The organism is Andreprevotia sp. IGB-42 (assembly GCF_009848685.1).
In the GTDB taxonomy this organism is placed as follows: domain Bacteria; phylum Pseudomonadota; class Gammaproteobacteria; order Burkholderiales; family Chitinibacteraceae; genus Andreprevotia.
Genome location: NZ_WXTX01000014.1, coordinates 41,325 through 65,090, shown reverse-complemented (window position 1 = coordinate 65,090; position 23,766 = coordinate 41,325). Strand labels below are relative to the sequence as shown.

General features: G+C 63.0%; 26 protein-coding genes. 8 read left to right on the top strand and 18 right to left on the bottom strand.

The window, feature by feature from the left end; translation table 11 throughout:
* Positions 1–3: 3 nt before the first annotated feature.
* Positions 4–342: a CidA/LrgA family protein gene (locus IGB42_RS18485; RefSeq protein ID WP_159674442.1), complete on the top strand. Its 339-nt coding sequence runs from the start codon at positions 4–6 to the stop codon at positions 340–342.
* Positions 339–1,055: an LrgB family protein gene (locus IGB42_RS18480; RefSeq protein WP_159674440.1), complete on the top strand. Its 717-nt coding sequence runs from the start codon at positions 339–341 to the stop codon at positions 1,053–1,055. Before IGB42_RS18485 ends, IGB42_RS18480 begins: the two co-directional genes overlap by 4 nt.
* Before the next feature lie 22 nt (positions 1,056–1,077).
* On the opposite strand, the gene IGB42_RS18475 is transcribed toward IGB42_RS18480, so the two are convergent.
* From IGB42_RS18475 to IGB42_RS18430, 10 genes are all read right to left on the bottom strand, one after another.
* The gene (locus IGB42_RS18475) at positions 1,078–1,581 is read right to left on the bottom strand and encodes a molybdopterin-dependent oxidoreductase (RefSeq protein ID WP_174764237.1); all 504 of its coding nucleotides are present in this window, start codon (positions 1,579–1,581) and stop codon (positions 1,078–1,080) included.
* A gap of 10 nt (positions 1,582–1,591) precedes the next feature.
* The gene (locus IGB42_RS18470) at positions 1,592–3,679 is read right to left on the bottom strand and encodes an ATP-binding protein (RefSeq protein WP_159674438.1); all 2,088 of its coding nucleotides are present in this window, start codon (positions 3,677–3,679) and stop codon (positions 1,592–1,594) included.
* Between the two features lie 114 nt (positions 3,680–3,793).
* On the bottom strand, positions 3,794–4,360 hold the full coding sequence (locus tag IGB42_RS18465; protein ID WP_159674436.1) for a putative metalloprotease CJM1_0395 family protein: 567 nt from the start codon (positions 4,358–4,360) through the stop codon (positions 3,794–3,796).
* 187 nt (positions 4,361–4,547) lie between these two features.
* Entirely contained in the window at positions 4,548–6,572 is a 2,025-nt protein-coding gene (recG, locus tag IGB42_RS18460) for an ATP-dependent DNA helicase RecG (RefSeq protein WP_159674434.1), read from the bottom strand.
* 158 nt (positions 6,573–6,730) lie between these two features.
* Complete coding sequence (locus tag IGB42_RS18455; RefSeq protein WP_159674432.1) at positions 6,731–7,294, bottom strand: NADPH-dependent FMN reductase; 564 nt, start codon at positions 7,292–7,294, stop codon at positions 6,731–6,733.
* A gap of 7 nt (positions 7,295–7,301) precedes the next feature.
* On the bottom strand, positions 7,302–7,703 hold the full coding sequence (locus IGB42_RS18450; protein ID WP_159674430.1) for an OsmC family protein: 402 nt from the start codon (positions 7,701–7,703) through the stop codon (positions 7,302–7,304).
* Between the two features lies 1 nt (position 7,704).
* Positions 7,705–8,595, bottom strand: coding sequence for a pirin family protein (locus IGB42_RS18445; RefSeq protein WP_159674428.1), 891 nt, complete (start codon positions 8,593–8,595; stop codon positions 7,705–7,707).
* Between the two features lie 126 nt (positions 8,596–8,721).
* The gene (locus tag IGB42_RS18440; protein ID WP_159674426.1) at positions 8,722–9,579 is read right to left on the bottom strand and encodes a pirin family protein; all 858 of its coding nucleotides are present in this window, start codon (positions 9,577–9,579) and stop codon (positions 8,722–8,724) included.
* A gap of 168 nt (positions 9,580–9,747) precedes the next feature.
* Positions 9,748–10,719 (bottom strand): phosphate/phosphite/phosphonate ABC transporter substrate-binding protein, encoded by a 972-nt coding sequence (gene phnD, locus IGB42_RS18435; RefSeq protein WP_159674424.1) that lies wholly within the window; start codon positions 10,717–10,719, stop codon positions 9,748–9,750.
* A gap of 191 nt (positions 10,720–10,910) precedes the next feature.
* Positions 10,911–11,972 carry an imelysin family protein gene (locus IGB42_RS18430; RefSeq protein WP_159674422.1) on the bottom strand — a complete coding sequence of 354 codons (1,062 nt, stop codon included), beginning with the start codon at positions 11,970–11,972 and terminating at the stop codon, positions 10,911–10,913.
* 206 nt (positions 11,973–12,178) lie between these two features.
* On the opposite strand from IGB42_RS18430, the gene IGB42_RS18425 reads away from it, so the two are divergent.
* Positions 12,179–12,559, top strand: a complete 381-nt coding sequence (locus tag IGB42_RS18425; protein WP_159674420.1) for a hypothetical protein — start codon at positions 12,179–12,181, stop codon at positions 12,557–12,559.
* Here IGB42_RS18425 and IGB42_RS18420 read toward each other — a convergent pair.
* Positions 12,551–13,723, bottom strand: a complete 1,173-nt coding sequence (locus IGB42_RS18420) for an MFS transporter (protein WP_201800006.1) — start codon at positions 13,721–13,723, stop codon at positions 12,551–12,553. The two genes, IGB42_RS18425 and IGB42_RS18420, sit on opposite strands and share 9 nt — an antisense overlap.
* 160 nt (positions 13,724–13,883) lie before the next feature.
* On the opposite strand from IGB42_RS18420, the gene IGB42_RS18415 reads away from it, so the two are divergent.
* The 4 genes from IGB42_RS18415 (at position 13,884) to IGB42_RS18400 (ending at position 17,120) form a co-directional block, all read left to right on the top strand.
* Complete coding sequence (locus IGB42_RS18415) at positions 13,884–15,593, top strand: proline--tRNA ligase (protein ID WP_159674418.1); 1,710 nt, start codon at positions 13,884–13,886, stop codon at positions 15,591–15,593.
* A gap of 57 nt (positions 15,594–15,650) precedes the next feature.
* A complete protein-coding gene (locus IGB42_RS18410) occupies positions 15,651–15,965 on the top strand; it encodes a hypothetical protein (protein ID WP_159674416.1) in 315 nt (104 codons plus the stop codon).
* A gap of 5 nt (positions 15,966–15,970) precedes the next feature.
* The gene (locus IGB42_RS18405; protein ID WP_374705059.1) at positions 15,971–16,612 is read left to right on the top strand and encodes a lytic transglycosylase domain-containing protein; all 642 of its coding nucleotides are present in this window, start codon (positions 15,971–15,973) and stop codon (positions 16,610–16,612) included.
* 64 nt (positions 16,613–16,676) lie between these two features.
* A complete protein-coding gene (locus tag IGB42_RS18400; protein WP_159674414.1) occupies positions 16,677–17,120 on the top strand; it encodes a hotdog fold thioesterase in 444 nt (147 codons plus the stop codon).
* A gap of 25 nt (positions 17,121–17,145) precedes the next feature.
* Here the strand turns inward: IGB42_RS18400 and IGB42_RS18395 are convergent, their stop codons facing one another.
* The 5 genes from IGB42_RS18395 to IGB42_RS18375 all read right to left on the bottom strand — a co-directional run bounded on the left by IGB42_RS18395 (position 17,146) and on the right by IGB42_RS18375 (position 20,741).
* Complete coding sequence (locus tag IGB42_RS18395) at positions 17,146–17,820, bottom strand: Crp/Fnr family transcriptional regulator (protein WP_159674412.1); 675 nt, start codon at positions 17,818–17,820, stop codon at positions 17,146–17,148.
* 9 nt (positions 17,821–17,829) lie between these two features.
* The gene (gene xth, locus IGB42_RS18390) at positions 17,830–18,600 is read right to left on the bottom strand and encodes an exodeoxyribonuclease III (RefSeq protein WP_159674410.1); all 771 of its coding nucleotides are present in this window, start codon (positions 18,598–18,600) and stop codon (positions 17,830–17,832) included.
* 149 nt (positions 18,601–18,749) lie between these two features.
* Entirely contained in the window at positions 18,750–19,226 is a 477-nt protein-coding gene (locus IGB42_RS18385) for a glutaredoxin family protein (protein ID WP_159674408.1), read from the bottom strand.
* Positions 19,227–19,350: 124 nt separating this feature from the next.
* Positions 19,351–19,797: a hypothetical protein gene (locus tag IGB42_RS18380; protein WP_159674406.1), complete on the bottom strand. Its 447-nt coding sequence runs from the start codon at positions 19,795–19,797 to the stop codon at positions 19,351–19,353.
* Positions 19,794–20,741, bottom strand: a complete 948-nt coding sequence (locus IGB42_RS18375) for a Nudix family hydrolase (RefSeq protein ID WP_159674404.1) — start codon at positions 20,739–20,741, stop codon at positions 19,794–19,796. The genes IGB42_RS18380 and IGB42_RS18375 overlap by 4 nt, the downstream gene beginning before the upstream one ends.
* 104 nt (positions 20,742–20,845) lie before the next feature.
* Between IGB42_RS18375 and IGB42_RS18370 the strand changes: the two genes are divergently transcribed.
* Positions 20,846–21,289, top strand: coding sequence for a hypothetical protein (locus tag IGB42_RS18370; protein WP_159674402.1), 444 nt, complete (start codon positions 20,846–20,848; stop codon positions 21,287–21,289).
* A gap of 51 nt (positions 21,290–21,340) precedes the next feature.
* Here the strand turns inward: IGB42_RS18370 and IGB42_RS18365 are convergent, their stop codons facing one another.
* Together IGB42_RS18365 and IGB42_RS18360 are read right to left on the bottom strand one after the other, a co-directional pair.
* Positions 21,341–22,228 (bottom strand): ATP-binding protein, encoded by an 888-nt coding sequence (locus IGB42_RS18365; RefSeq protein WP_159674400.1) that lies wholly within the window; start codon positions 22,226–22,228, stop codon positions 21,341–21,343.
* 635 nt (positions 22,229–22,863) lie between these two features.
* Positions 22,864–23,703: a GyrI-like domain-containing protein gene (locus IGB42_RS18360; RefSeq protein ID WP_159674398.1), complete on the bottom strand. Its 840-nt coding sequence runs from the start codon at positions 23,701–23,703 to the stop codon at positions 22,864–22,866.
* Positions 23,704–23,766 lie beyond the last annotated feature (63 nt).

The following is a 23,766-nucleotide window of genomic DNA, read 5'->3' as shown; positions in this document are numbered from 1 at the left end:
GCGATGCTCTACGGCATCACGCTGCTGATCGTTTTCCAGCTGGTGGGCGAATTGCTCAGCCAGTGGCTGCACTTGCCGCTGCCCGGCCCGGTGCTGGGCATGTTGCTGCTGGCTGCGTGGTGCCTGGTCAGGCGGGGCGTGGATGAACGCGTTGCCAAGGTCAGCCAGGGCTTGCTGGGCTACCTGGGGTTGCTGTTCGTACCGGCTGGCGTGGGTATCGTCACGCTGGGGCCGGTGCTCAAAACCCAGGGCTGGGCGATGGCGGCCGTGCTGGTGCTCTCCACGGTGATCACGCTGGCGGTGACGGCACTGCTCCTCAAGTGGCTGCTGGTGCGGCGATGAGCGTGGCCGCGATGTTTGCCATGCTCAAATCGGCGCCGTTGCTGTGGCTGGCGGTGACGGGGTTTGCCTATCTGCTGGCGGAAAAAATCTATCACCGCGCCAGGCACTTCCCCTTGCTGCATCCGGTGCTGGTTTCGATTGCGCTGGTGGCGGCCTTGCTGCTGCTGGCCCGCGTGGATTACGCCGATTATTTTGTCGGCGCGCGCCCGCTGCACTGGTTGCTGGGGCCGGCCACCGTGGCATTGGCAGTACCGCTGTTCGATAACCTGCAACGCGTGCGCAGCCTGCTGCTGCCGTTGACCATTGCGCTACTGGTAGGCGGGCTCGTGGGCATCGTCTCCGCGCTGGGGCTGGCGCATCTGTTCGGCCTGAGCTGGCCGGTGCAGCTGTCGTTTGCGCCCAAGTCGGTCACTACGCCGATTGCCATGGCGCTGTCCGATCATCTGGGCGGCCTGCCGGCGCTGACGGCCAATATCGTCATCATTACCGGCGTGGTGGGCGCGGTGATCGTGGTGCCGCTGCTGCGCTGGCTGAAAGTGGATGGCGATATCGAGCGCGGCTTTGCGCTGGGCGTGGCCGCACATGGCGTGGGCACCGCGCGGGCGTTTCAGCTCTCGCCCACTGCGGGTGCGTTTGCCGGGCTGGCAATGGGCCTCAACGGCATCTGGACGTCATTGATTCTGCCGCTGGTACTGGCGTTCTGGCCACACTGAGCTTGCCGCGCTGCGGCTGGCCTCACTCCACCACGATACGGTTCAGCTGCCACGAGCAGCGGCGGTAGTACTCGGCTTGGCGCAGTTCCGGCTTGCTGTCGAACGGGTACATGATGAACAGCGGGCCTTTTTCACGGACCGTCATCGGCTTGCCGTTGAGCCTGCGCGCAATGATCACGTCAAAGCGGTTGGCATCGTCATGCGGGATGGTGACGATATAGTCATTGAGCGCGGTGAGGTTCAGCACCTTGCCGCTGGCACCGGCGGCGGCGAGCACGTCCCGCAATAACGGGCCCTCGAAAGTTTGCGGGCCGGGGTACCACGGCGTGGGCACCGTGAGTTTCGTCTGTGGCAGCTTCGCCAGCATCGCATCGTCGAACGCGGCGGTTTTGTTGCCGTTGTTCTGGCTGATCTTGCCGCTGAGGGTGAGCACCACCGGCCCCTTTGGGGTCTCCAGCGCGCTGGCCATGGTACTGCCCAGCAACAGCGCGCCGCCCAGCAATGTCCGCAGGAAAATCCGTTTCATTTCTCGATCCTCAAAACTGGGCCAGTGCTGCTTCGGTGCGGGCCAGCAACACGCCGGTGCTGTCCAGCAAGGTGATTGCGCGCTCGCCCGCCACGGCGGCCACTTCCAGATCCGCGCAGCCGGTGGCCAGCGCGGTGGCGCCAATCTGCAGCGCAATGCCGCGCGCGCTGTGTGCCAGCCGCTGGCGGGTGATGACGTCGCCGGCGCTGTAATCGCCCAGCAGCGCGTGTATCCGCGCCAGACCCCTGGCGGCAATATCCCTGTAACGTGCTTCGTCGCAACCGAGCCGTGCCATTGCCTGCTGCGCATCAAGCAGCGTGGCCTGCCGGCCTGCCATCTGGCTGGCTTGTGGCGCAGGCCTGCTGGCCAGCACGGCAACCAGATGCTCGCTGTCGAACGGTTTGCTCAGCCAGTGGCTGATCTGCGCCTGTGCCAGCGCGCTTTCCCCCGGGTGCAGCGCAGCGCTGAGCATCACGATGCGGCCCTGCCAGCGCGCTGTGCGCATCTGCTGCGCCAGGGCCAGGCCATCGCCATCGGGCAGGTTGAAATCGAGCAACAAGACATCGAAATGCCGCCCGGCGATGGCCTGCAGTGCTGCTGCACCATCGGCGACGGCGCTGACGGTGGCGCCAGCGTCGCGCAGCACATCGCAAAGCAGCTCGCGGTTGATGGCCTGGTCTTCCACCACCAGCACATGCTGGCCGCGCAACGTGGCTGCCGGGCTGGTGACGGGCGGGGCTGCGGGCAGATCGGGGGCGGCATCGGCCAGCACGGTGGCTTCGAAAACGCTGCCGGCGCTGTTGCTTTGCACGCACACCACATCGCCCCCCATCAGGCGCGAAAACTCCCGGCTGATCGCCAGCCCCAGCCCGCTGCCGCCGGCATTGCGGCCGCTGCTGGTCTGCTCGAACGGCGAAAACAGCAGGCCCTGTTCTTCGCTGGCAATGCCGGGGCCGCTATCGCTGACCCGGGCATGCAGGCGGAAGCGCTCTGCCGCTTGCTCGAGCGAAAAGGCCACCCGCACCTCGCCATGGCTGGTGAACTTCACCGCATTGCCGATCAGGTTGATCAGGATCTGCCGCAGCTTGCCGCCGTCGAGCTGCAGTGCGGCTGGCGTTTCCGGCGGGTTTTCTATGATCAGCGCTATGCCTTTTTCCTCGGCTTGCAACGCAAACAGCCCGCGCAGATCGGCGGCCAGCGTGGCCAGTGATACGGTTTCGGCGTGCAGTTGCACCCGGCCGGCTTCGATGCGCGATACATCCAGTACATTGCCCAACAGGCTGGCCAGGAACTCGGCACTGCGGCGGATCAGTCCCAGCTGCCGGCGCGATTCGCTACCCAGCGCGGGGTCCTTGAGTACTTGGCCGGCATAGCCGAGGATGGAGGTCAGCGGCGTGCGCATTTCATGGCTGACATTGGCCAGGAAGCGGCTCTTGGCTTCGTTGGCTGCCTGCGCCGCGCTGCGGGCCTCGCCCAACTGGCGCTCGCGCTGCAGGCTGCGCCGCAACTCGAACAGGGCCATGCCGGCAAAACCCAGCAACAGCAGCGACTGGAAAATGGCCAGTGCGATACGCGTCTGCCCCAGCCGGTTCACCAGCTTTTCGTTATCGCCCAGTTGATCGGAGAAACCGTGCTGGGTGAGATCGCTGAGCGTTTGCAGGTTGGGCTGGATGCGGTCCAGCGACAGCATCAACTGGTCGATTTCGTCCGCGCTCATCGGGTAGACCGCCCAGCGTGCGTCGGTGTTCTCGATCACCTGGTTCACCGCCGCCATGTGCTCGCCGTACGCGCGCTTGTCGATCAGCTGGTGGATGAACGCGCCGTTCTGCATGGCGGCCACGCGGCCGGCAAAAATATCGTAACGCGTACGCAACTGCAGGTAATACGCGCTGTTGCCGCGCGCCAGCGCCGCGATCTCGCGCAGCTTCAGGTATTCCCTGGTCAGCGCAAACGAGTGCCACAGCTCGTCCTGGTTGGAGAACGCGGTGACGCGGCCAAGCTCGCTGCGCTGTTGTTGCTCGAAGCGCACCGTCAGGCCAAGCGAAATGGCCAGCAGGAGCGAGGCCAGCAGCAGCGCGCGGATAAAACGGGATTTCATCGGTATTGCAGCCGGGGGCTGACCGTAGAGTCTGTAAGCATGGCGCGAGTGTAGTGGCGTTTCGGTGCGCACCACAATGCAGATTGTCAGCAGCAGATGGCGCGGTGCGGAAAGTCAGGCAGCGACGGCAAAACTGGAACGGGGCAGTTCGGTGCTGCCGTAAGATTTTGCCAGCTGGTTCTGGCCCGGTGTGCGGCTGGAAATTTCCGCATTGGCCTGTGCTTCCAGTGCCGCTGCGGCCGCCGCGACGGATCTGTCCTGGCCGGAAGGATCTGCCGGAGCCAGCGCGGCTGCCTGCACGATACGCGCCTTGCGCAGCGTTTCTTCCGCGGTTTTGCCGGGGGATACATCGACATGCACATCGCCGGCCACCGCGTAGCGTTTGCCGTCCGGCCCGGTTTCAAAGCTGTACGACGCACCACTGGTGGCAAGGCCGCCAGCGGCAGACAGATGCGCCTGCTCGTGCTGGCGTACCTTGCGGTCGGTCTGCTGCAATTCGGTCAGTGCAGCCCGGGATTTTTCGTCCAGCTGCGTGCCGTCGCTGGCTTTGGCGGTTTCGGCCGAGCCCGCTTCATCTGCGCTGCCGCCACTGCCTTGCGCGCGCGCGGAATCAGCCTGTCGTCCACTCGGGACGAGGCTGGCAGCGGCTTGCTGGCTGATGGAGCTGGTTGCGCTGAGCATGATGCTGGACTGGGGGCGGCGGCGTGAACCCGATGCATGGATGGATACGCCAATTTTAGCGGTAAACCGGCCTGGCCCGCGCAGCGCTGGCGACAGGCGGCAGGCGGCAGGCGGCAGGCGGCAGTATCGTGGCGATCAACCCGTTACCGGCATCGTGATGGTTCCGGCCGCTTCCCGCTGGCAGCGCCTACACCCGCAGCAGTGCTTCGCGCCCGGGCAGCCAGCGCTGCAGGTGTGCTTCAGCCACTGCGGGGCCGTCAGCCAGCAATTGCTCGGCCGCTTCGCGCGCAGCGTCGAGCAGATCGGCATCCTGTTCCAGATCGGCAAAGCGCAGCATGGGCACGCCGGACTGGCGCACGCCGGCCAGCTCGCCCGGGCCGCGGATGCGCAGGTCTTCCTTGGCGATCACGAAGCCATCGGTATTCTCGAAAATGACCTTGAGCCGCTCCTTGGCAGTCTCGCCCAGCGGGCCGGTATAGAGCAGGATGCACAGCGATGCATGCGCGCCGCGCCCCACCCGGCCGCGTAGCTGGTGCAATTGCGACAGTCCCATGCGCTCGGCGTGCTCGATCACCATCAGGCTGGCATTGGGTACGTCCACACCCACTTCAATCACCGTGGTGGCCACCAGCACCTGGAGCTTGTTGGCAAGGAAATCAGCCATGATGGTGGCCTTGTCGGCGGGTTTCATCTTGCCGTGCAGCAGGCCGACGGCAATGCCTTCCAGCTCTTCGGTCAGTTGTGCATGGGTATCGACGGCGGTTTGCAGCTGCAAGGCCTCCGATTCCTCGATCAGCGGGCATACCCAGTACACCTGGCGGCCTTCGCGCACCTTGCTGGCAATGCGCTCGATGATTTCATCGCGGCGTGCATCGGATACCAGCTTGGTAACGATGGGCGTGCGGCCCGGTGGCAGCTCGTCGATCACGCTCACGTCGAGGTCGGCGTAGAAGCTCATTGCCAACGTGCGCGGGATGGGCGTGGCGGACATCATCAACTGGTGGGGGCTGCCGCCTTTTTCGCGCAAGGCCAGCCGCTGCGCTACGCCGAAACGGTGCTGCTCGTCGACGATGGACAGGCCCAGGTTCTTGAACTCGACATTCTGCTGAAAAATGGCATGTGTGCCGCATACCAGTTGCGCGGTGCCCAGTGCTGCATCTTCCAGCGCACTGCGTTTTTCCTTTGCCTTCAACGAGCCGGTCAGCCAGCTCACTTTCACGCCCAACGGTTCCAGCCACCGCACGAACTTGCGATAGTGCTGCTCGGCCAGGATTTCGGTGGGGGCTAGCATCGCCACCTGGTAGCCGCATTCGATGGCATGGCACGCGGCAATCGCCGCAACGATGGTCTTGCCCGAGCCCACGTCGCCTTGCAGCAGGCGCTGCATCGGGTGGCGCTGTGCCAGGTCCTTGCTGATTTCCAGCAGCACGCGGTTTTGCGCCCGCGTCAGGCCGAAGGGCAGGCTGGCCACCAGTTGCGCGGCCAGCCGGCCGGGTGGGGCGATCTGTGGCGCGGTACGTTCGCGCCGTACCGCGCGCGCCATGCGCAAGCTCAGTTGCTGTGCCAGCAATTCATCGAATTTCACGCGGCGCCATGCCGGGTGGATGCGTTCGGTCAGTTGCACCCGCGCCACGTCCGGCGTGGGGTTGTGCAGGAAGCGCACGCTATCGGCAAAGCCGGGCAGGCCCAGATCGTGCGTCATGGCCGGTGGCAGCGTGTCGTCCAGCCGGCAGCCGTTCAGCGCGCGGGCAATCAGCTTGGCCAGCGGTGCCTGGGCGAGGCCGGCCACGGTGGAATACACGGGTGTCAGCGCATCGTTCAGCCCGCTGTCTTCCCCCACGCTTTTCACCTTGGGGTGCACCATTTCATCGCCCCAGTAACCGTGGCGGATTTCGCCATACAGCCGCACGCGCTTGCCGACTGCAAGCTGCTTGACCTGGTTCGGGTAGAAATTGAGCAGGCGCACCAGCAACGTGCCGCTGCCATCACTGAGCCGGGCGACGAACTGTTTCTTGGGGCGGAAGGTGGTTTCGGCGCTCTGTACCTCGGCTTCGACCAGCACCGGGCTACCCAGCGGCGCATCGGCCAGCGGGTAGAGCTGCGTTTCATCTTCGTAACGCAGTGGCAGGTGCAGCACCAGATCAAACGGCCGGCTGATGCCGAGTTTGAGCAACCGTGTCTGTATGCCGGGGGGAAGCAGCGAAAGATCCATGCCGGGTGAAATAACCGCTGAACGATTGTTCTATGGCATGGAATGTAGCGGGTTTACGGCATTTTGGCGAATCGTCGACGCATCGCAGGCCTGCGTGGCGCACAGCAGGGTGAATGTGCGGCGCGCTGGCGCGCAGCAGTACTGGCCGCGGGCCGGGCTTAATCGCGCAGTTTTTGCGTGGTGCCGACCAGTGCCACGGCGACGTTGTTCACGCCCGCCTGCACCCGCGCATCCAGCAGCAGCCCCTGTTCATCGAACGCGTGGCCGGCTTCGCTTACCGCCTGTTGCTGCGGTACCACCAGCAAGCCCAGGTTGTTCAGGTATTGCCGGGTGGCCATCAGCGAGCGCAGCCCGCCAACCCGGCCGGGCGATGCCGACAGGATGCCGGCAACCTTGCCGGCAAGGTGATCCAGCCCGTTGCCACGGCTGACCCAGTCCAGCGTGTTCTTGAGCAGTGGTGGAAACAGCCCGTTGTATTCGGGTGTGGACAGCAGCAGGCCATCGTGCCCGGCAAACAGCTGCTGCAGCGCCTGCGTGCTGGCGGGCAGGCCATCCCGTGCTTCCAGGTCGCCGTTGTACAGCGGCATATCGTAATCGAGCAGGTCGATCAGCGTGACCTCGGCGCCGGCATCGCGCGCTGCCTGCGCGGCAACGGCAATCAGCTTGCGGTTGTACGAAGCGAGCCGCGTGCTGGCGGAAAAAGCCAGAAGTTTGATGGTCATGCAGTCCTCAGGCGGCCAGCGCGGTATGGATGGCAACCGGGCCACTCAGCAGTTTGTGGATCGGGCAGGCATTGGCGATTTCCAGCAGGCGCTGGCGTTGCGCTGCATCCAGATCGCCATGCAGTTCGATCACGCGCTCGAGCTTGCTGTCACCATCGCGGTGATCATCGGCGTAACGTAGCGTGACGCGGATATCGGTCAGCGCCCAGCCTTTGCGGTCCGCATACATCTTGACCGTGATGCTGGTGCAGGCGCCCAGCGCCGCCAGCAACTGCGCATGCGGGCCGGGGCCGCTGTCGCCACCGCCGGATGCGGCGGTAACGTCTGCCAGCCAATCATGGGTGCCATCACCCACTTGCACCTGGTAGGGTGCGCCATCCAGCCTGGCGTGCACTGTTTCATAGGCCATGTCATTCCCCGCTGAGCCTGGGTACTTCGGGCGCGGTCAGCCGCGCACCATCGTAGCCGTGTACTTCGCCAAAACGGGCATCGCCCGCATTCCATTGCTCGGTTGCGCTGCGGATATCCGCGCCGCCGCGGCCGACAAAATTCCAGTACAGGATACGCGGTGACGCAAACGGCTCGCCGCCGATCAGCAACACACGGGTTGCGGCATCGCATTGCAGCGCCAGCGCACGGGCGCCGGGCGCAAAGTACAGCAGCTCGCCGATGGCCAGCGCTTCACCGTTCACGCTGGCACTGCCTTCCAGCACGATCACGCCATATTCGAAATCCGCGCGCAGCGGCACCGCCAGTTGCGCTGTGCCCGCGCTGGTCAGGTCCAGCCCGATCAGGGGCGTATATACCCTGGGTGGTGCAGTTTGTCCGGCAAACTCCCCCGCCAGCACGGTGATGACAAAGCCACCGTCGTGCACGATCGGCAACACCGGGTGATGCTCGAACGCAGGCGGACAGGAGAACGCTTCATCCGGCAGCGCAATCCACAACTGCGCACCATGCATGCGCCGGCTGTGATCGGCCGGTGATTCCTCGCTGTGCGAGATGCCGTGGCCGGCAGTCATCAGGTTGACCTGGCCGGAGCGGATCAGCTGCGCGTAGCCCAGGCTGTCACGATGAAGGATTTCCCCTTCGATCAGCCAACTGAAGGTTTGCAGGCCGATATGCGGGTGCGGGCCGACGCGCATGCCGGCGCCGCTGCCGATATCCACCGGGCCGAAGTGATCGAGGAAGCACCAGGCGCCGATCATGCGGCGCTCCCGGTGCGGCAGCGAGCGGCGGATGGGCATGCCTTCGCCCAGCGTGGTCATGTGCGCGGCAATGCGTTGAGGCGTGGCTGGCATGGAAACTCCTGTGCGGCAATGGGGCAGGGGATTGGGTGGTGCTCTGCCGGGACTATGGTGCAAACGGGCGGGAGCGTGCCGGCATCCTGCCGCCACCGGGAAGGACCGCATGCATGCCAGCGTATTTCAGAACTTGCCTTGTTGATAGTCGATGAATGCCTGCTGTACTTCCTCGGCAGTATTCATCACGAACGGGCCGTAGCGGGCTACCGGTTCACGCAGCGGCTTGCCGGCCACCACGATGAAGCGTGCTTCCCCGGCCAGCGCGCCTACCGCCAGTGCACCGCCTTGCGTCAGCGCGGCCAGCTCACCGCGTTTTACCGTGCGCTCCTTCGGGCCGTCGACGATGTTCAGGTCATTCTGGAACACGTAGACAAACGCGTGGTGTTCGGCTGGCAGATCCAGTGTCAGCACGCCGCCGGCTGGCAAGGTTACGTCGTAATACACCGGTTCGGTGGCTACGCCGTTGATGGGGCCGACCGCACCGGCGAACTCGCCGGCGATGACCTTCACGCTGCCACCGTTGTCCAGCGCCACCACCGGCATCTGTTCCGCCGCGTATTCTTGGTAGCGCGGTGCGCTCATCTTGTCGCGCGCCGGCAGGTTCACCCACAGCTGGAAACCCCACATCAGGCCGTTTTCCTGCTGCGGCATTTCCGAGTGGATGATGCCGCGGCCCGCGGTCATCCATTGCACGCTGCCCGGGCCCATGTCCCCCTTGTTGCCCAGATGATCACCGTGCTGCATGTGGCCGGCCAGCATATAGGTGACGGTTTCGAAGCCGCGGTGCGGGTGTTCGGGAAAACCGGCGATATAGTCGCCCGGGTCGTCCGAGCGGAATTCATCCAGCATCAGGAAAGGATCGAGCATGGGCAGGTCCTGACTGCCGATCACGCGGTTGAGCTTCACGCCGGCACCGTCTGATGCGGCCATGCCGTGTACCACGCGGGCAATGCGGCGCAGGTCGGTTCGGGTGGTGGTCATGGCGGCTTGCTCCGTTGATTGCGATGGATAAACTATGCCATTCGATTCAATTGATGAAAATACAGCGGATCTGGAAATGATTGTTCCATGCATCAATGCAATCTGCGGGGCAGCCATGAAAAATGGGGGCCTTGCCCCCATTTTTATACTGCATGGTATGGATTTCGCCTATCTGGCGCCGCCCAACAGGCTTACCAGGGTCTGGTAGCGGCGATAGTAGTCTTTTTCCTGTGCGGTTTTTTCCGTGGCCGGCACGCTGGCATTGAGTGTGAGGCGGAACAGGTCGTTGTACAGCTGCAGATCGGACGTTTCGCGCAGCAGGCGGTTGCTGGCCGGCAAAAAGCCATCGAGCTGGTCGGCGTAATAGAGCTTCTGTTTTTGCTGCGTGGCTACTGCGCCGTCACGCCCGTAGCGGGTAAAGAAGGTAGCGATTTTCTGCTTCATCGCAGCGGGCAGCGTGTTCTTGTACACCAAAGGATCAAGCGCGAAGTTGGGCGAGGTCCAGATCACTTTCAGGCTGGCGAACTCGCGCGGATATTTTTCCTGCAATTGCTCGATGTCGAAGGAGTTGGCAACGGCCACGTCGACATCCTTGCGATACAGCGCCAGGAAATTGTCTTCGTAGTTGCCCTGGCGCGTGGTCTTGAACAATTGCTCGGGCAGCACATTGTTTTTCAGGAACGCGTGATATTGCGGGATCAGATAGCCGGCGGTCGAGTTGGTGTAGTCGCTGGCATAGCGGTAACGGCCCTTGGCGCGCAGGATGGTATCGAGGTTGTTGATGCCGCTGTCCTTGCGTACCAGCAGCATGGAACGGTATTCGGACAGACCGGGGTTCTGCACCAGGCGGGCGAACACTTCGGCGTTGTCGTGCTCGACCAGCGACAGCGCCAGCCGGTTGCCCACGCGTGCTACCTGTACTTCGTTGTTGCGGAATTTCTGCTGCAGTTCATCGTAGCTTTTTACCGCGATCACTTTCACCGGCTGGCCGATGCTGGCAGAAAGATCATCGATCACCGGTTGCCAGAAGCCCGGCAGCTCTTCCGGGTTACGGGTGGCGATCAGGCCAACGGTGAGATCGGCAGCCTGGCTTGCCAGTGGCAAGGCAAGCAGCAGCGAGAAAAACAGACGGCGTAACATGATATGAATCCGGTATATAACAAGACGCTACATTAGCTCCGGATTGTTTCGATAGTGTGTAACTCCCGGGCTAATCGTCTAGGGAAGTGCATGTTTTATGCTAAACATGCGTATCCGAGGCGCGATTTGCCCGCCAGAAACAAAAACCGCCCGGTTGGGCGGGCGGTTTTTGCTGCATTGCTAATCAGCACTCAATCGGTTTTTTTGCCTGCATCCACCGGGAAGCCCAGTGCCTGCGCAAACGGGCCAGACAGGAAATCGGCCAGTGCGTTGAGCTTGCGCTGCGCATGCAGCCGCTCGCCCCGGTTCTGCGCGGCCTGGTCTGCCAGATCATCCGGCAGTTGCACCAGTGCCAGTCGGGCTTCCACCAGCTTGGCATTCAGCTGCTGCACCAGTTCGTCCTGACCACGGCTGGTCAGGTAGTCATCGAAGCCGATCCCCTTGTCGTCGCCCAGCAACACCTGCCGGATACCGTCGAAGCTGGCCAGCAGGCTGGGCTTGGTCTGGCCGGCACGCCAGTCCGGGAAGCGGTTTCTGGCCGGCGTGACGTCCTTATGTGCCAGCTTCCAGCCGGCCAGTTCTTTCAAGCCGGCAATCGAGCGGCCCAGCGCATCGGTGAGGAAGGGCCGGTAATAGGCGAGGTCGTAATTGAGACCGGTACGCAGGCCGCGCCATTCATAACCCAGCGTGGTGGCGCGGCGCGCTACCCCGGCCGCCTGCCACAGTGCATAGCGGCAGCGGTTGCTGTCTTTCAGCTGCGCCAGCTGTTTTTCCGGCGTGGCTTCGCTGAACAGCAGGTATTCGATAGCCGGCAGGCCGCCTGCGGTGGTGGGGGTCTGCATCCACTCGCCGACCGCGCGCGGGCTGGTCGGCTCGGCCGGGGTTTTGGGCAGCGCCTGATCCAGCGCCTGCACATCCAGCGGCCACGGGTCGATCAGCTCGACGGCATTGCCACGGCCGAGAGGACCGACGCGTGCTGCTTCCACGCGCCGCCAGGCCACGCTGGCGCCGCGCCAGCTGGCCTGCGCTTCGGCCAGCTTGTCCTTGCTGGGGGCGGCGCAGAGGGCGGTGACGGATTCGACCAGCTTGCCGGTGGCAGCCTCCAGCGATTGCGTGGCCGGCAGCAACACCTTGTCGGTCAGGCTGATGGCCAGTTCAGGCGGCTGTATACGGGCTTCTTCAGCCATGGCGGGGATGGCCAGCAAGGCACCGGCCAGCCGGGCAAGCCGCAGGCTGTTTTTCAAGATATCCATTTCGTTTTCCTTCCATCCTGTGTCGGTCCCGCCGGAGGGATGCGGGCCGGCTGCTCTGGGGCAGCATGCTTAGATACCATACTTACAGTATGGATGTCAGTAGTCGTCGCCACGACAGCCGTATCTTGCAATTTGCCGGGCCCGCCATGAAACTTGCCGGCTTCCGGGCGAGTCCCAGTGGGCTTCCCTTCAAAAAGCAACAAGGAATGAACGAGATGGCGTTTTACTGGAAAGCGGATGAGGTACCGGAACTGCAGGGGCTGTCCCGCCTGGAGCAACGTGTGCTGTTGCGCGGCACCTTTTTGAAAGAACGCTCGATGTCCACCGTGGCATTGCTGGTGGTGGCATTTGCCAGTATCGAATTCGTGATCAACCCGCTGGTGCGCAGCGTGGCGCCGCAAATGACTACCAGCCAGATGGGCTACGCCGGCGCGCTGATCGTGTGGATCCTGCTGCTGATGGGCGTGCGCGATATCGTGATGATGAACATCCTGCGCCCCAAGATTGCCGCCAAGCGCGCCGCGCAAACCGCGGCCAAGGTGGCCGAGCTGGAAAAACAGGCCAGCGAGCCGGCCGGATCAGCCTGACGCTTGCGCCTTGCGCAAAACACGGGCGCCATCGAGCGCAATCCAGCCGATGGCGACCGCCACCACCACCATGCCCCAGCGCAGAGTGCTGTGCTCGGCCACCATGCCGATCAGTACCGGGCCCAGCAACAGCCCCACGTAGGCCAGCCGTGCCACGCCGGCAATCGCCTCGGCCGGCGAGATGCCCGGCAAGCGTGATGCGGCCAGGAAGAAAATCGGCACCAGGTTGGCGCAACCCAGCCCCATCAACGTAAAGCCCAGCAGGCTGGTCAGCGGCCACGGCAGCGCAATGGCCAGTGCAATGCCGGCAAAACCGGCCCAGCCCGACAGCTTCAGCAGCTTTTCCATACCAAAGCGTGCGCGCAATGCATCGCCGCCAAAGCGGCCGATTGCCATGCCGGCCGAGAAGGTGGCATAGCCAAAGCTGGCGTATTGCGGCGTGAGCGCGATATCGCGCAGGTAGATAACCGTCCAGTCGTACATCGCACCTTCGGCCACCAGCCCTAGGAACGCCAGCGCGCCCAGCAGCCATAGCACCTTGCCGACGTGTTGATGGGCAGCGGACGGCGGTGCAACCGGGTGGTCTTCCTGCATGCGTGGCTTCGACCAGACCACCGTCAGCAGCAACAGCGCGGCCATGCCGAGGCAATGCGCCAGCGGCGGTACCCCGGCGGTGATCAACACGCCACCCAGCGATGCACCCACCATGCCACCCAGGCTGAACATGCCGTGGAACTGCGCCATCACCGGCCGCGGTGCACTGGCTTCCACGGTGGCCGCTTGCGCGTTCATCGCCACGTCATAGCCGGTGTTGCCGATGGCGAACAGCACCAGGAACACGGTCACCAGCCAGAACGAGGGCGCCAGCATCAACAGCGCAATCGCTGCCGCGTAAACCAGCCCCGCCTGCCAGGCGGCGCGGGCGCTGCCCTGGCGCGCCACCCAGCGGCCTACCGGCTTCATCACCACGATGGCGCCGGCGGCCATGGCGAACATCAGCATCGACAGCATGCCGGCAGACAGGCCGAATTTGTCGCGTATGGTCGGGATATGCACGCCCCAGGTGGCGTAGCTGGCGCCGGCCATGAAGAACAGCCACATGGTGGCCCAGCGGGCGCGGGAGAACACGGCGTGCGGGACGGGAGCGTGCGTAGGGGTATGCATGCCGGCAGTGTCCGGCATTGCGGCAAACAAGGCCATTCGGGAAGGCCCGCACAAGGCTGGCAGTGTCGTAATCGGGCAACCGTCGCACGTAATAGGCGCTGGCGAATCGGTTCTTGGTAGAATTGCGCTCTTCACTTTTCAAATCATCGCGATTCCCATCATGCGTACCTCGCAATTTTACCTGTCCACCCTCAAGGAAGCGCCTTCCGAGGCCGAGCTGATTTCCCACAAGCTGATGCTGCGTGCCGGCCTGATCAAGCGCCTGGGCTCGGGCCTGTATACCTGGATGCCGCTGGGCCTGCGCATCCTGCGCAAGGTGGAACGCATCGTGCGGGAAGAGATGGACAAGGCAGGTGCACAAGAGCTGCTGATGCCGGCGGTGCAACCGGCCGAGCTGTGGCAGGAAACCGGCCGCTGGGACGTATTCGGCCCGCAGATGCTCAAGATCAAGGACCGCCACGACCGCGACTTCTGCTTCGGCCCCACGCACGAGGAAGTGATCACCGATATTGCGCGCAACGAACTGCGCTCGTACAAGCAGCTGCCGGTGAACTTCTACCAGGTGCAAACCAAGTTCCGTGACGAGATCCGCCCGCGTTTCGGCGTGATGCGCGCGCGCGAGTTCATGATGAAGGATGCGTACTCATTCGATGCCACCTTTGAAGGGCTGCAGGCGAGCTACGACAAGATGGCCGCTGCCTACGCCAGCGTATTCACCCGCCTGGGCCTGCAGTTCCGCGCAGTGGCTGCGGATTCGGGCGCGATTGGTGGCGATGGCAGCCAGGAATTCCATGTGCTGGCCGATGCCGGCGAAGACTTGCTCGCCTACTGCCCGACATCCGCCTTTGCCGCCAACGTCGAGCTGGCCGAGGCACTGGCGCCGACCACGCCGCGCGCTGCAGCGGCAGAAGCACTGCGTGATGTGGATACCCCCAAGCAGACCACCTGCGAAGACGTGGCCAGGCTGCTGGATATCGGCATCGAACGCACGGTGAAGCTGATTGCGCTGGTCACCAACGATGGTCAGTTGGTGATCGCGCTGCTGCGTGGCGACCATAATCTGAACGAAGTCAAAATCAGCAAGGTAGCGGGCATGGGCGACTTCCGCTTTGCCACCGACGAGGAAATCCGCGCCCGCTTCAACTGCCCGCCCGGCTTCCTCGGCCCGGTCGGCATTGCTGCCGACATCAAGGTCATTGCCGACCGCAGCGTGGCGGTGCTGAGCGATTTCGTCTGTGGCGCCAACAAGCCCAAGTTCCATCTGGCTGGCGTGAACTTCGGCCGCGACCTGCCCGAGCCTGCGGTGGTGGCGGATATCCGCAACGTGGTTGCAGGTGACCCGTCGCCGGATGGCAAGGGTGTGCTGGAGCTGTGCCGCGGTATCGAAGTGGGGCATATCTTCCAGCTGCGCACCAAGTACTCCAGCGCGCTGAACGCGGTATTCACCGATGTGGATGGTGCGCTCAAGCCATTCGAAATGGGTTGCTACGGCATCGGCGTGAGCCGCATCGTCGGCGCGGCGATCGAACAGAACCATGACGAGCGTGGCATCAAGTTCCCGCAGGCGATGGCGCCGTTTGAAATTGCCATCGTTGCCGTGGGTTATCATCGCTCGGAAGCAGTAAAAGACGCCGCTGATCAGCTTTATGCTCAACTATCTGCTGCCGGTGTCGATGTCTTGCTGGATGATCGCAATGAGCGTCCGGGTTCGATGTTTGCCGATATGGAGCTGATCGGTGTTGCACACCGCTTCACCATCGGCGACAAGGGTCTGGCGGATGGCGTGGTCGAATACGTGGCGCGGGCCGGTGGCGAGATGCAGAAAGTGGCACTGGCCGAAGTGGCTGCGTTTGCGCAAGCGTTGGTCTGATCGCATGGGCCGGCAGGCGTTTCATGACGTGTGCATGGCGTGACGCTGCACCAGTTCATGATGGATTACGTGCTGCCGGTTTCGATCAGCGGTGCGTTCGTCGGCGCGCTGGCATATCTTTACCTGGTACAGAAAATCTACGATATCTTCAGCGACGCCTATCCGGCGCTGGTGGATAACGAGGCACACCATTACCGGGTGAATCTGGACCAGCCGCTGCAGGCGTTCTTCAAGGTGCCACCGTTGCTGAAAAGTGGCGAGTGGCGGCAGGTACCGTCGTTGCTGCACCGCCGCCTGTGCCTGTGGACGTTCAGGCTGTCGCGGTTGGTGTTGTTGTGTCTGGCCGGGTTTCTGGCTGCTTTTTTTATCTGATGATCATGCCGCACTTATCACTACGAAAACCGCTGCTGAAACACTTGGCCACCGGCGCGCTGCTGCTGGCGGCCATGACGACTGCCATGGCTGGTGCACAGCGCGAAGAGACGCTGTCCGATTCGGTACAGTCGTCGATGTCGCGCGCCATTGCCGATGGCGTACAGCCCAGGCTGGTGTTCACCAATGCGGCGGAAGGGCAGGCGTGGCTGGATGAAATGAGCGACCGGCTTGCCAAGCGCATCCCCGACGAGTTCATGCGCAAGAAGCTGTTGACCATTGCCCAGTACGAAGCCACCCGCGCCGGGCTGGATCCGCAACTGGTGCTGGGGCTGATCCACGTGGAAAGCGGCTTCAACCGCTATGCGCTCAGCCCGGTGGGCGCGCGCGGGCTGATGCAGGTGATGCCGTTCTGGCAGCGCCAGATCGGCACGCCGCAGCAAAGCCTGTTCGATCTGGCCACCAACCTGCGTTATGGCTGCACCATCCTGCGCCATTACCTGGATATCGAAAATGGGGACCTCTTCCGTGCGTTGGGCCGCTATAACGGTAGCCTAGGCCGCGCCGAGTACCCCAATCTGGTGTATGGCGCATGGAAGAACTACTACGCATGGGTACCGCCTACCCAGCAGGTGGCCCAGAAGTAACCAGGACAGGCGGGCGCCTGTGCCTCACGCCCGCTTTGCAAAACCCGAAATCTGGAATTGATCCATGTCGATCTGGCATCGCAGCTATACCATTGCTGATCTGGAGCGGCTCTGCGCCGATACCGTCGTCCCCTACATCGATATCGCTTTCACCGAAATAGGCGATGATTTCCTGTCTGCCACCATGCCGGTGGACGCACGTACCGTGCAACCGATGCGCATTCTGCATGGGGGCGCATCGTGCCTGCTGGCCGAAACGCTGGGTAGCCTCGCCAGCAATATGGTCGTCAACCCGGAAGGATTCTATGCAGTGGGATCGGAAATCAATGCCAGCCATTTGCGCCCGGCCACGCGTGGCCGGGTAACCGGCACTGCGCGGCCGATACGGCTGGGTAGCAGCCAGCACGTGTGGGATATCCGGATCGAGAACGAGGCGGGTGGCCTGGTGTGCATTGCCCGGCTGACCAATGTGATCCGCCGCCGCCGGGATGCGATAGAACGCGATTGATGCGTGTGCGAGGGTTTTCCCGCGCTCAGACCGGTAGCAGTTCCGGTTTCAGCAAGCGGATATAGCCGCTGCTGACGAGTTCGATCAGCCCTTCGTTTTCCCATGCATTCAATTGCTTGTTCACCGATTCGCGGCTGGCGCCAACCAGGTTGGCCACTTCCTGCTGGGTGAGCTTGAGATCGATCAGCACCCCGTTCGGGCCGCTGGCACCGTGTTGTTCGCCCAGCTGGCGCAATACCTTGGCCAAGCGCTGCGTCATGGGCAGGAACAGCGCATCCTGCAGCAATTCATCGGCGCTGCGCAGCCGGTGGCAGAGCGCTGCAATCAGCTGGCGCATTACTTTGGGATGGGTTTCCAGGTGGCCCAGCACCGCATCGCGCTGCAGCACCAGCAATTCACAAGGTTCGAGTGCCTCCACGCTGGCGGTGCGCAAGCCGCCGTCCAGCATGGCAATCTCGCCAAATACTTCGCCCCCTTCAAGGATGGCCAGCGTGGCTTCGCGGCCTTCGGCACTGGTGCGCGATACCTTGAGGCGGCCGTGCAACACCGCATACATTTCATCGCCATGCGTGCTTTGGGCGATCACCACCTGCTTGGCACGGACACTGCGCAGCTCGGCGTGTTGCGCCAGGCCATGCAGTTCGTCAGTACTCAGGTCACAAAAGAGGCAACTGCCGGACAGCAGTTTGCTTTTATCCATGGCTATTCCTCAGTCGGTAAAGCTGGCCCAGACCGGGGTGTGGTCAGAAGGCCGTTCGTGCTTGCGCGGTTCGATATCGATGCCACTTGCCGTCAGCTTGCGGGTGAGGTCCGGGGTGATCAGCAGGTGATCGATGCGTAAACCGGCATTCTTCTTGAACGAGAAGCCACGGTAATCCCACCAGCTGAACGATTTTTCTGCCTGCTCGAAATTGCGGAATGCATCGGTCAGCCCCAGTGCGATCATGCCGGCAAACGCTGCCCGCTCGGCCGGGGAAACCAGTACGCCGCCGGCCCATTTGGTGATGTCGTGCACATCGCGGTCTTCGGGGGCGATGTTGTAGTCGCCGGCCAGGATCAGCTTGGGATGCCGTGCGATCTCGTCGATCAGGTAGGCATTCATCGCTTCCAGCCACGCCAGCTTGTACGGGTATTTGTCCGAGTCCAGCGACTGGCCATTGGGGATATATGCGCAGATGAAGCGTACGCCTGCAACGGTAGCGGCGATCACGCGCTTTTGCGGGTCATCGAAGTTGGGCAGGTTGTACTGGATATCGGTCAGCGGCTGCCGCGAAATGATGGCGACGCCGTTATAGGTTTTCTGGCCGATGAAGGCGACATGGTAGCCGGCAGCTTCAATCTCGGCCTGCGGGAAGACGCTGTCTTCCATCTTGGTTTCCTGCAGTGCCAGCGCGGTCAGGTCCGGGTTGGCGGCAAGCCAGTCCAGCACCTGTTGCTGGCGCACTTTCAGGCTGTTGACGTTCCAGGTGGCAAAGCGCATTGCGGGCACTCCATGCTAAAGCCGGCAGTGTAGCGGATGCCACGGGCCGATGGGATGGGCGCGCAATGGGCCGGCTAGCCGGAGTGGCCTTGCCGGGCGGGCTGGCAACGCGGTTTGCGTGTAGCGGCACAAGCCTGCTGACAGGAAGGTTAACGTTGCGGCAACTTGAAGCCGGCCTTGGACAGTGCCGCACTCCAGATCGCGCGATCCCAGTTCTTGATCACTTCCTTGCCGATGATCATCACCGGCGGCCGGGTACTCATGCTGCCCACCGCGTTGATGAACTGGATCATTTCGGCTTCGGAGCTGCCCACGGTGCGCACTTCGTATTCGACCTTGCGGCTATCGAGCAGGCCCAGTGCTTCTTCGCATGGCAAGCCACAACCCTGGCTGATGTACAACGTGACTGCGTAGCTCGGGCTTGCCTCGCGCTTGGGGGCGCTGGCCGTGCCGGAGTTGATCACGTTCTGGCGTATGGTTCGCTCACGCGCGACCTGACCTGCCGGCGGCTGGTCAGAATAAAACACGTTGCCATCGGCATCGCGCCACTGGTACACCTTGGCCGAGGCAGCCTGGATGCACGAGAGCGCCAGCATGGCGGCGGTAAGCAATAACCCTGATTTCATTTGCCGATTATCGCGTAAGGATAGCGTCCCGTCATTACGTTGACGCCACCCGGGCGATAGCCGCACGGTATGCACCGTTTCAGCACAGTTAGGTGTGGCGCGCCGCCAACATATCAGTAGCTGCTTATTGCTGGATAGTGCGGATTTGCACGATCTGGCTATCGATCTGCAGTATCAGCAGCCAATCATGCCGGCCCTGTGTGCAGATCGGTAGCAGCGTGCTGGTGTGCCAGGTGCCTGTACCGCCTGCCTGCAATCGGTAGCGGTTCGGGCCCATTGCCATGCCGGCCATCTGCCAACTGGCGTGAACCGATGTGGCGGGGCCGGCCAGATCGAGCTGCATCGGGTGCTTGCCGCTGATGGGGCCATCGGTGGTGATGCGGTAGCCTTTGTCGCCCAGCTTGAAGTTGCAACCCCGGGCGAGATCGGGGCAGGCCAGATCCAGTGTCGGGACTGCCGCTGCCGATTGCAGCCAATCGGGCCGCCAACCCAGATTGATCGCCAGGATCAGCGTGGCACTGATGGCGGCGAAGACGCCCAGCAGTAGCCGGACAGCCGGTTTGACGGTCATGCCCAGGCCGCTGACAGCATGGCCACGCCATGACCACCGAGATGCTGGCTGCGGCTGGTATCGCCTTGCTGCATGCCGCCCAGAGCATAAACGGGAAAGGGCCAGCCGCGGCCGACGAGATCGGCAAAGCCGTCCCAGCCCAGCGGCGTTTGATCGGGGTGCGATGCGGTAGGCGTCACATGGCCTAGCAGCGCGTAGTCGGCGCCAATACGTTCGGCCTGTAGCAGTTCGGCGCTGCTGTGCGCAGAAACACCCAGCCAGTCTATGCCACGGGGGCGTTCGGTCAGCGTGGCGGCAAGGCGCGCAGGCAACTGGACGCCATCCGCACCGATCTGCTGCGCCAGCGCGATATCCGCATGCACGATCAGCCGGCAACCGGCCGCACGGCAGAGCGGCTGCACGGTCAGCGCCAGCGTGCGATAGGCATCAGGCGGCAACTGTGGCTCGCGCAGGATCAGCCAGCGCAGGCCGCCAGCCAGGCGCGCTGCCAGCTTTTGCAGCCAGGCGGCCTCGCCCAGCCCGGCGACGTTGGACAGCACCAGTTGGTCCGGCAGCAACAGGCCGCGCAGGATGGGGCCATTGGCTGGCAGGATGGGCGATACACTGAGCGCCCCCGGTTGTTGCCAGGCAAATTGCTGGCCTTCGTGCGGCGTGGGTTCGCCCTGCCAGCCGCTGACGCGGAAGAAATGCAGCCGCACTGTCGCATGCGGGTAACTGAAGGTTTGTACGATCCATGGCGTTGCGGCGGTGGTGATCACGCCCATTTCCTCGATCAGCTCGCGCTTGAGCGCATCGAATGCCGTTTCGCCCGCCTCCAGCTTGCCGCCGGGAAACTCCCAGTAACCTGCGTAGGGCTTGCCGGCCGGCCGGCTGCCCAGCAGGAAACTGTTGTCAGGTTTGATCAGGATGCCTGCCGCCACTGCGACCGACTTGCCACTGCTCATTGGTACTTTCCCGTAGATAAATGTTTGAAATTGCTTGATAAACTTGAATTCATGCAAGTTTGGTTGCTAATATTCACAAAAGCTTTTGTAAGCTTGGGGCTGACATGAAGCGCGTCATAGAACTGCAGGGCGGGCCGGACCACCGGTTGATACGCCAGATGGGTACGCTGGTGGCCGAATCCGCCACCTTGTGCGTGATTGTGGCCTTCGCGCCGCAAACACTGGTGATCCGCGCAGGCTGGGGTGCGGCGTTGAATGTGCTGATTGTACAGGATGAGAGCAGCTATCTTTTGCGTGGCGCCCGCCTGGTCATGCTGCGTGGCCTGGCCGAAATGCTGCTGGAAACCGGGCGCCCCGCGTTCTTTGTGCCCAAGCGGACTATTCCGTTGACAGAATGGCAGGCGGAAGAGGCCGCGCGCTTCCTGATCTCGCTACCGCCGGTTTTGCTGGCAGACGACACGCTGGACAGATTGCGCCAGGTGGCGCAACCGATGCATGGCGAAATGACCGATTTACTGAGCCCGGTGCTGCAACAGGCCACAGCCTGATTGCCGCAGCAGGCTCACATGGCTCCATCCTCCGGTCGGGATGCGTGGCAATCACGCATCCCGGCCTTCTTTTTCCTGCCCCACCCAGTCACGCGCGAATTGCCACGCCACGCGGCCATTGCGTGCGCCACGGCCCTGCGCCCATTGCAGTGCAGCGCGCTCTGCCGTGTCGTTCCATGCGCCGCCGCCCAGCGTATCGCTCCAGTGGCGGCAGGCAGTCAGGTATTCCTGCTGGCTGAAGCCATAGAACGATAGCCACAGGCCAAAGCGCTCGGACAGCGCGATTTTTTCCTCGGTGGCCTCACCCGGGTGGATTTCGCCATCCACGTAACGCGTCTGGCGGTTTTCGTCGTGGTATTCCGGCAGCAGGTGGCGGCGGTTGGAGGTGGCGTAGATCAGCACGTTGGCGCTGGGTGCGGCAATCGAGCCATCCAGCGCGGTCTTGAGTGCCTGGTAGCCCCAGTCGCCTTCCTCGAAGCTGAGGTCGTCGCAGAAAATCAGGTATTGCTCGGGCCGGTCCGCCACCTGCGCCACGATATCGGGCAGATCGACCAGATGGGTTTTCTCCACCTCGATCAGCCGCAGCCCCTGCGGGCGGAATTCGTTCCATACTGCCTTCACCAACGAGCTTTTGCCGCAGCCGCGCGCACCCGTCAGCAATACATTGTTGGCTAGGTTGCCGTGGACAAACTGCCGGGTGTTCGCCAGCAGACGCCCCTTCTGCAGCTCGACATTCTGCAGGTCAGACAGCTGCACCCGGTGTGGGTGGCGCACTGCTTCCAGATAGCCGCGATCATGCGGCTTGCGCCAGCGGTAGGCTTCTGCCTGCCAATCCTGCGCCGGTATGGCCGGTGGCAGGCCGGCTTCAAGCCGGCTCAGCAAGGTGTCGGTGCGCTCGATGAGCTGCTGGAAATACGGGGCGAGTGGGTGCTGATCCATGGCGTGACGACAGTATGAGCGGGAAAGCATCAGGGTAAACCGCAGCCGCTGGCTTGTCCTTGCCGTTTTGCCTGATAGACTTGCGGAAATAACCTAAGTGGCTGTTTTGGTGCTGATTAATTTCATGCAGGCTTGTTTGACCTTGCGCAGGGGCAGGTGCTAGAGTGATTACGCCGTCATTGCAATTGGGCCGTGACGGACGTTCGGTTGTGCAAACAGGCGGGCATGCCAACAGGCATGCCGCGCGGCCGGAGACGACACTCCGGCAACGATTCGCCGCACCGGCCGCTGCCTGTGACTGGTGAGGCGATACCTGTCAGCAAAATCCACGACGTAGATAGTGAAACCTTCGCAGGAGATCGCAATGCGATTCGACTTCATGGAAGGCTTAGCGAGTACGGTCAACGATGCGTTGATGAACTTGTTCCGGGCCTTCAAACCCTCTACCCAACTCGACCACGACGATACGAGGAACCTTGCCCTCGAAGTTGCGGAACCGTACCGGTAGCTACCCTGGCCAGGTAAGGACTGATTCCTGAAAGGACCGGGGGGCGTGAGCCCCCTGGTCCTTTTTCATGCTTGCGCAAATCGTACGGCGGTATTCCAGCGCGGATGCCTGCTGCGCCCGCCTGCGGTCAATTTGCCAACGGAATGCGGATCAGCGTACGCAGCTCGGATGGCGGCGTGGTGCGCGGATCGTTGGTGTACTCCTCGAACTCCGGGAAATTGCCGGGCAGGTGGCCGTGCTGCGGCAGCCACTCGCCATACAGCCAGCCGCATGCCTGGGTGAGGCCGGCATAGGGCCCGATATACTCCAGTGTGGCGCAACGCAATGCCGGGATGGTCAGTGTTTCCACACCATCGGCGGCCTTGTGGCCGGCGGGCAAGGTCATTGCTGCCGCGGATTTGAGCTCGCTGGCGGGCAGTTCTTCGCCGCTGCAGTAATACACGCCGAAGGACCGCTCGCGGTCGGCATCGATGCCTTGCTTGCGCGCCCAGACGTACAGGCGGTCGAACGCCTGGCCGATTTCCATGTATGGCCCGGTGTGCGGCACGCTGGCGAGCGTGATCGGGCCGATTGTTTCAATGCTGACCTGTTGCATGGTGTGCTCCTCGTCGGGTGGATAACCGGAGGCGTGCAACGCACGGAACGAGCTGGGCGGCAGGCCGAATGCCTGCCTGAATGCCCGGCTGAACGCAGCGGGTGAATCGTAACCGGCATTGCTGGCGATCTTGCCCAGCGCCATGGCCGAGCGGGTCAGTTCGCCGGATGCCCGGTGCAGGCGCAAGCGCCTTACCGTATCGGCCACCGTTTCGCCCATCCACGCGTGCCACACGCGGTGAAAGTGGAACGGCGACAGGCAGGCGATATCGGCAAGCCGGTACATGTCCGGATCGGCATCCAGGTGCTTTGCCAGGTAAACGATCACCGCTTCAAGCCGGCTGGCGTAAAGCTGCTGCGTACTGTGTTTCATGCGACCTCCTGGCAGTCACTGTACGGGGAGTGGGTTTGCAGATTTTGCGCTTTCTGCCCTCGC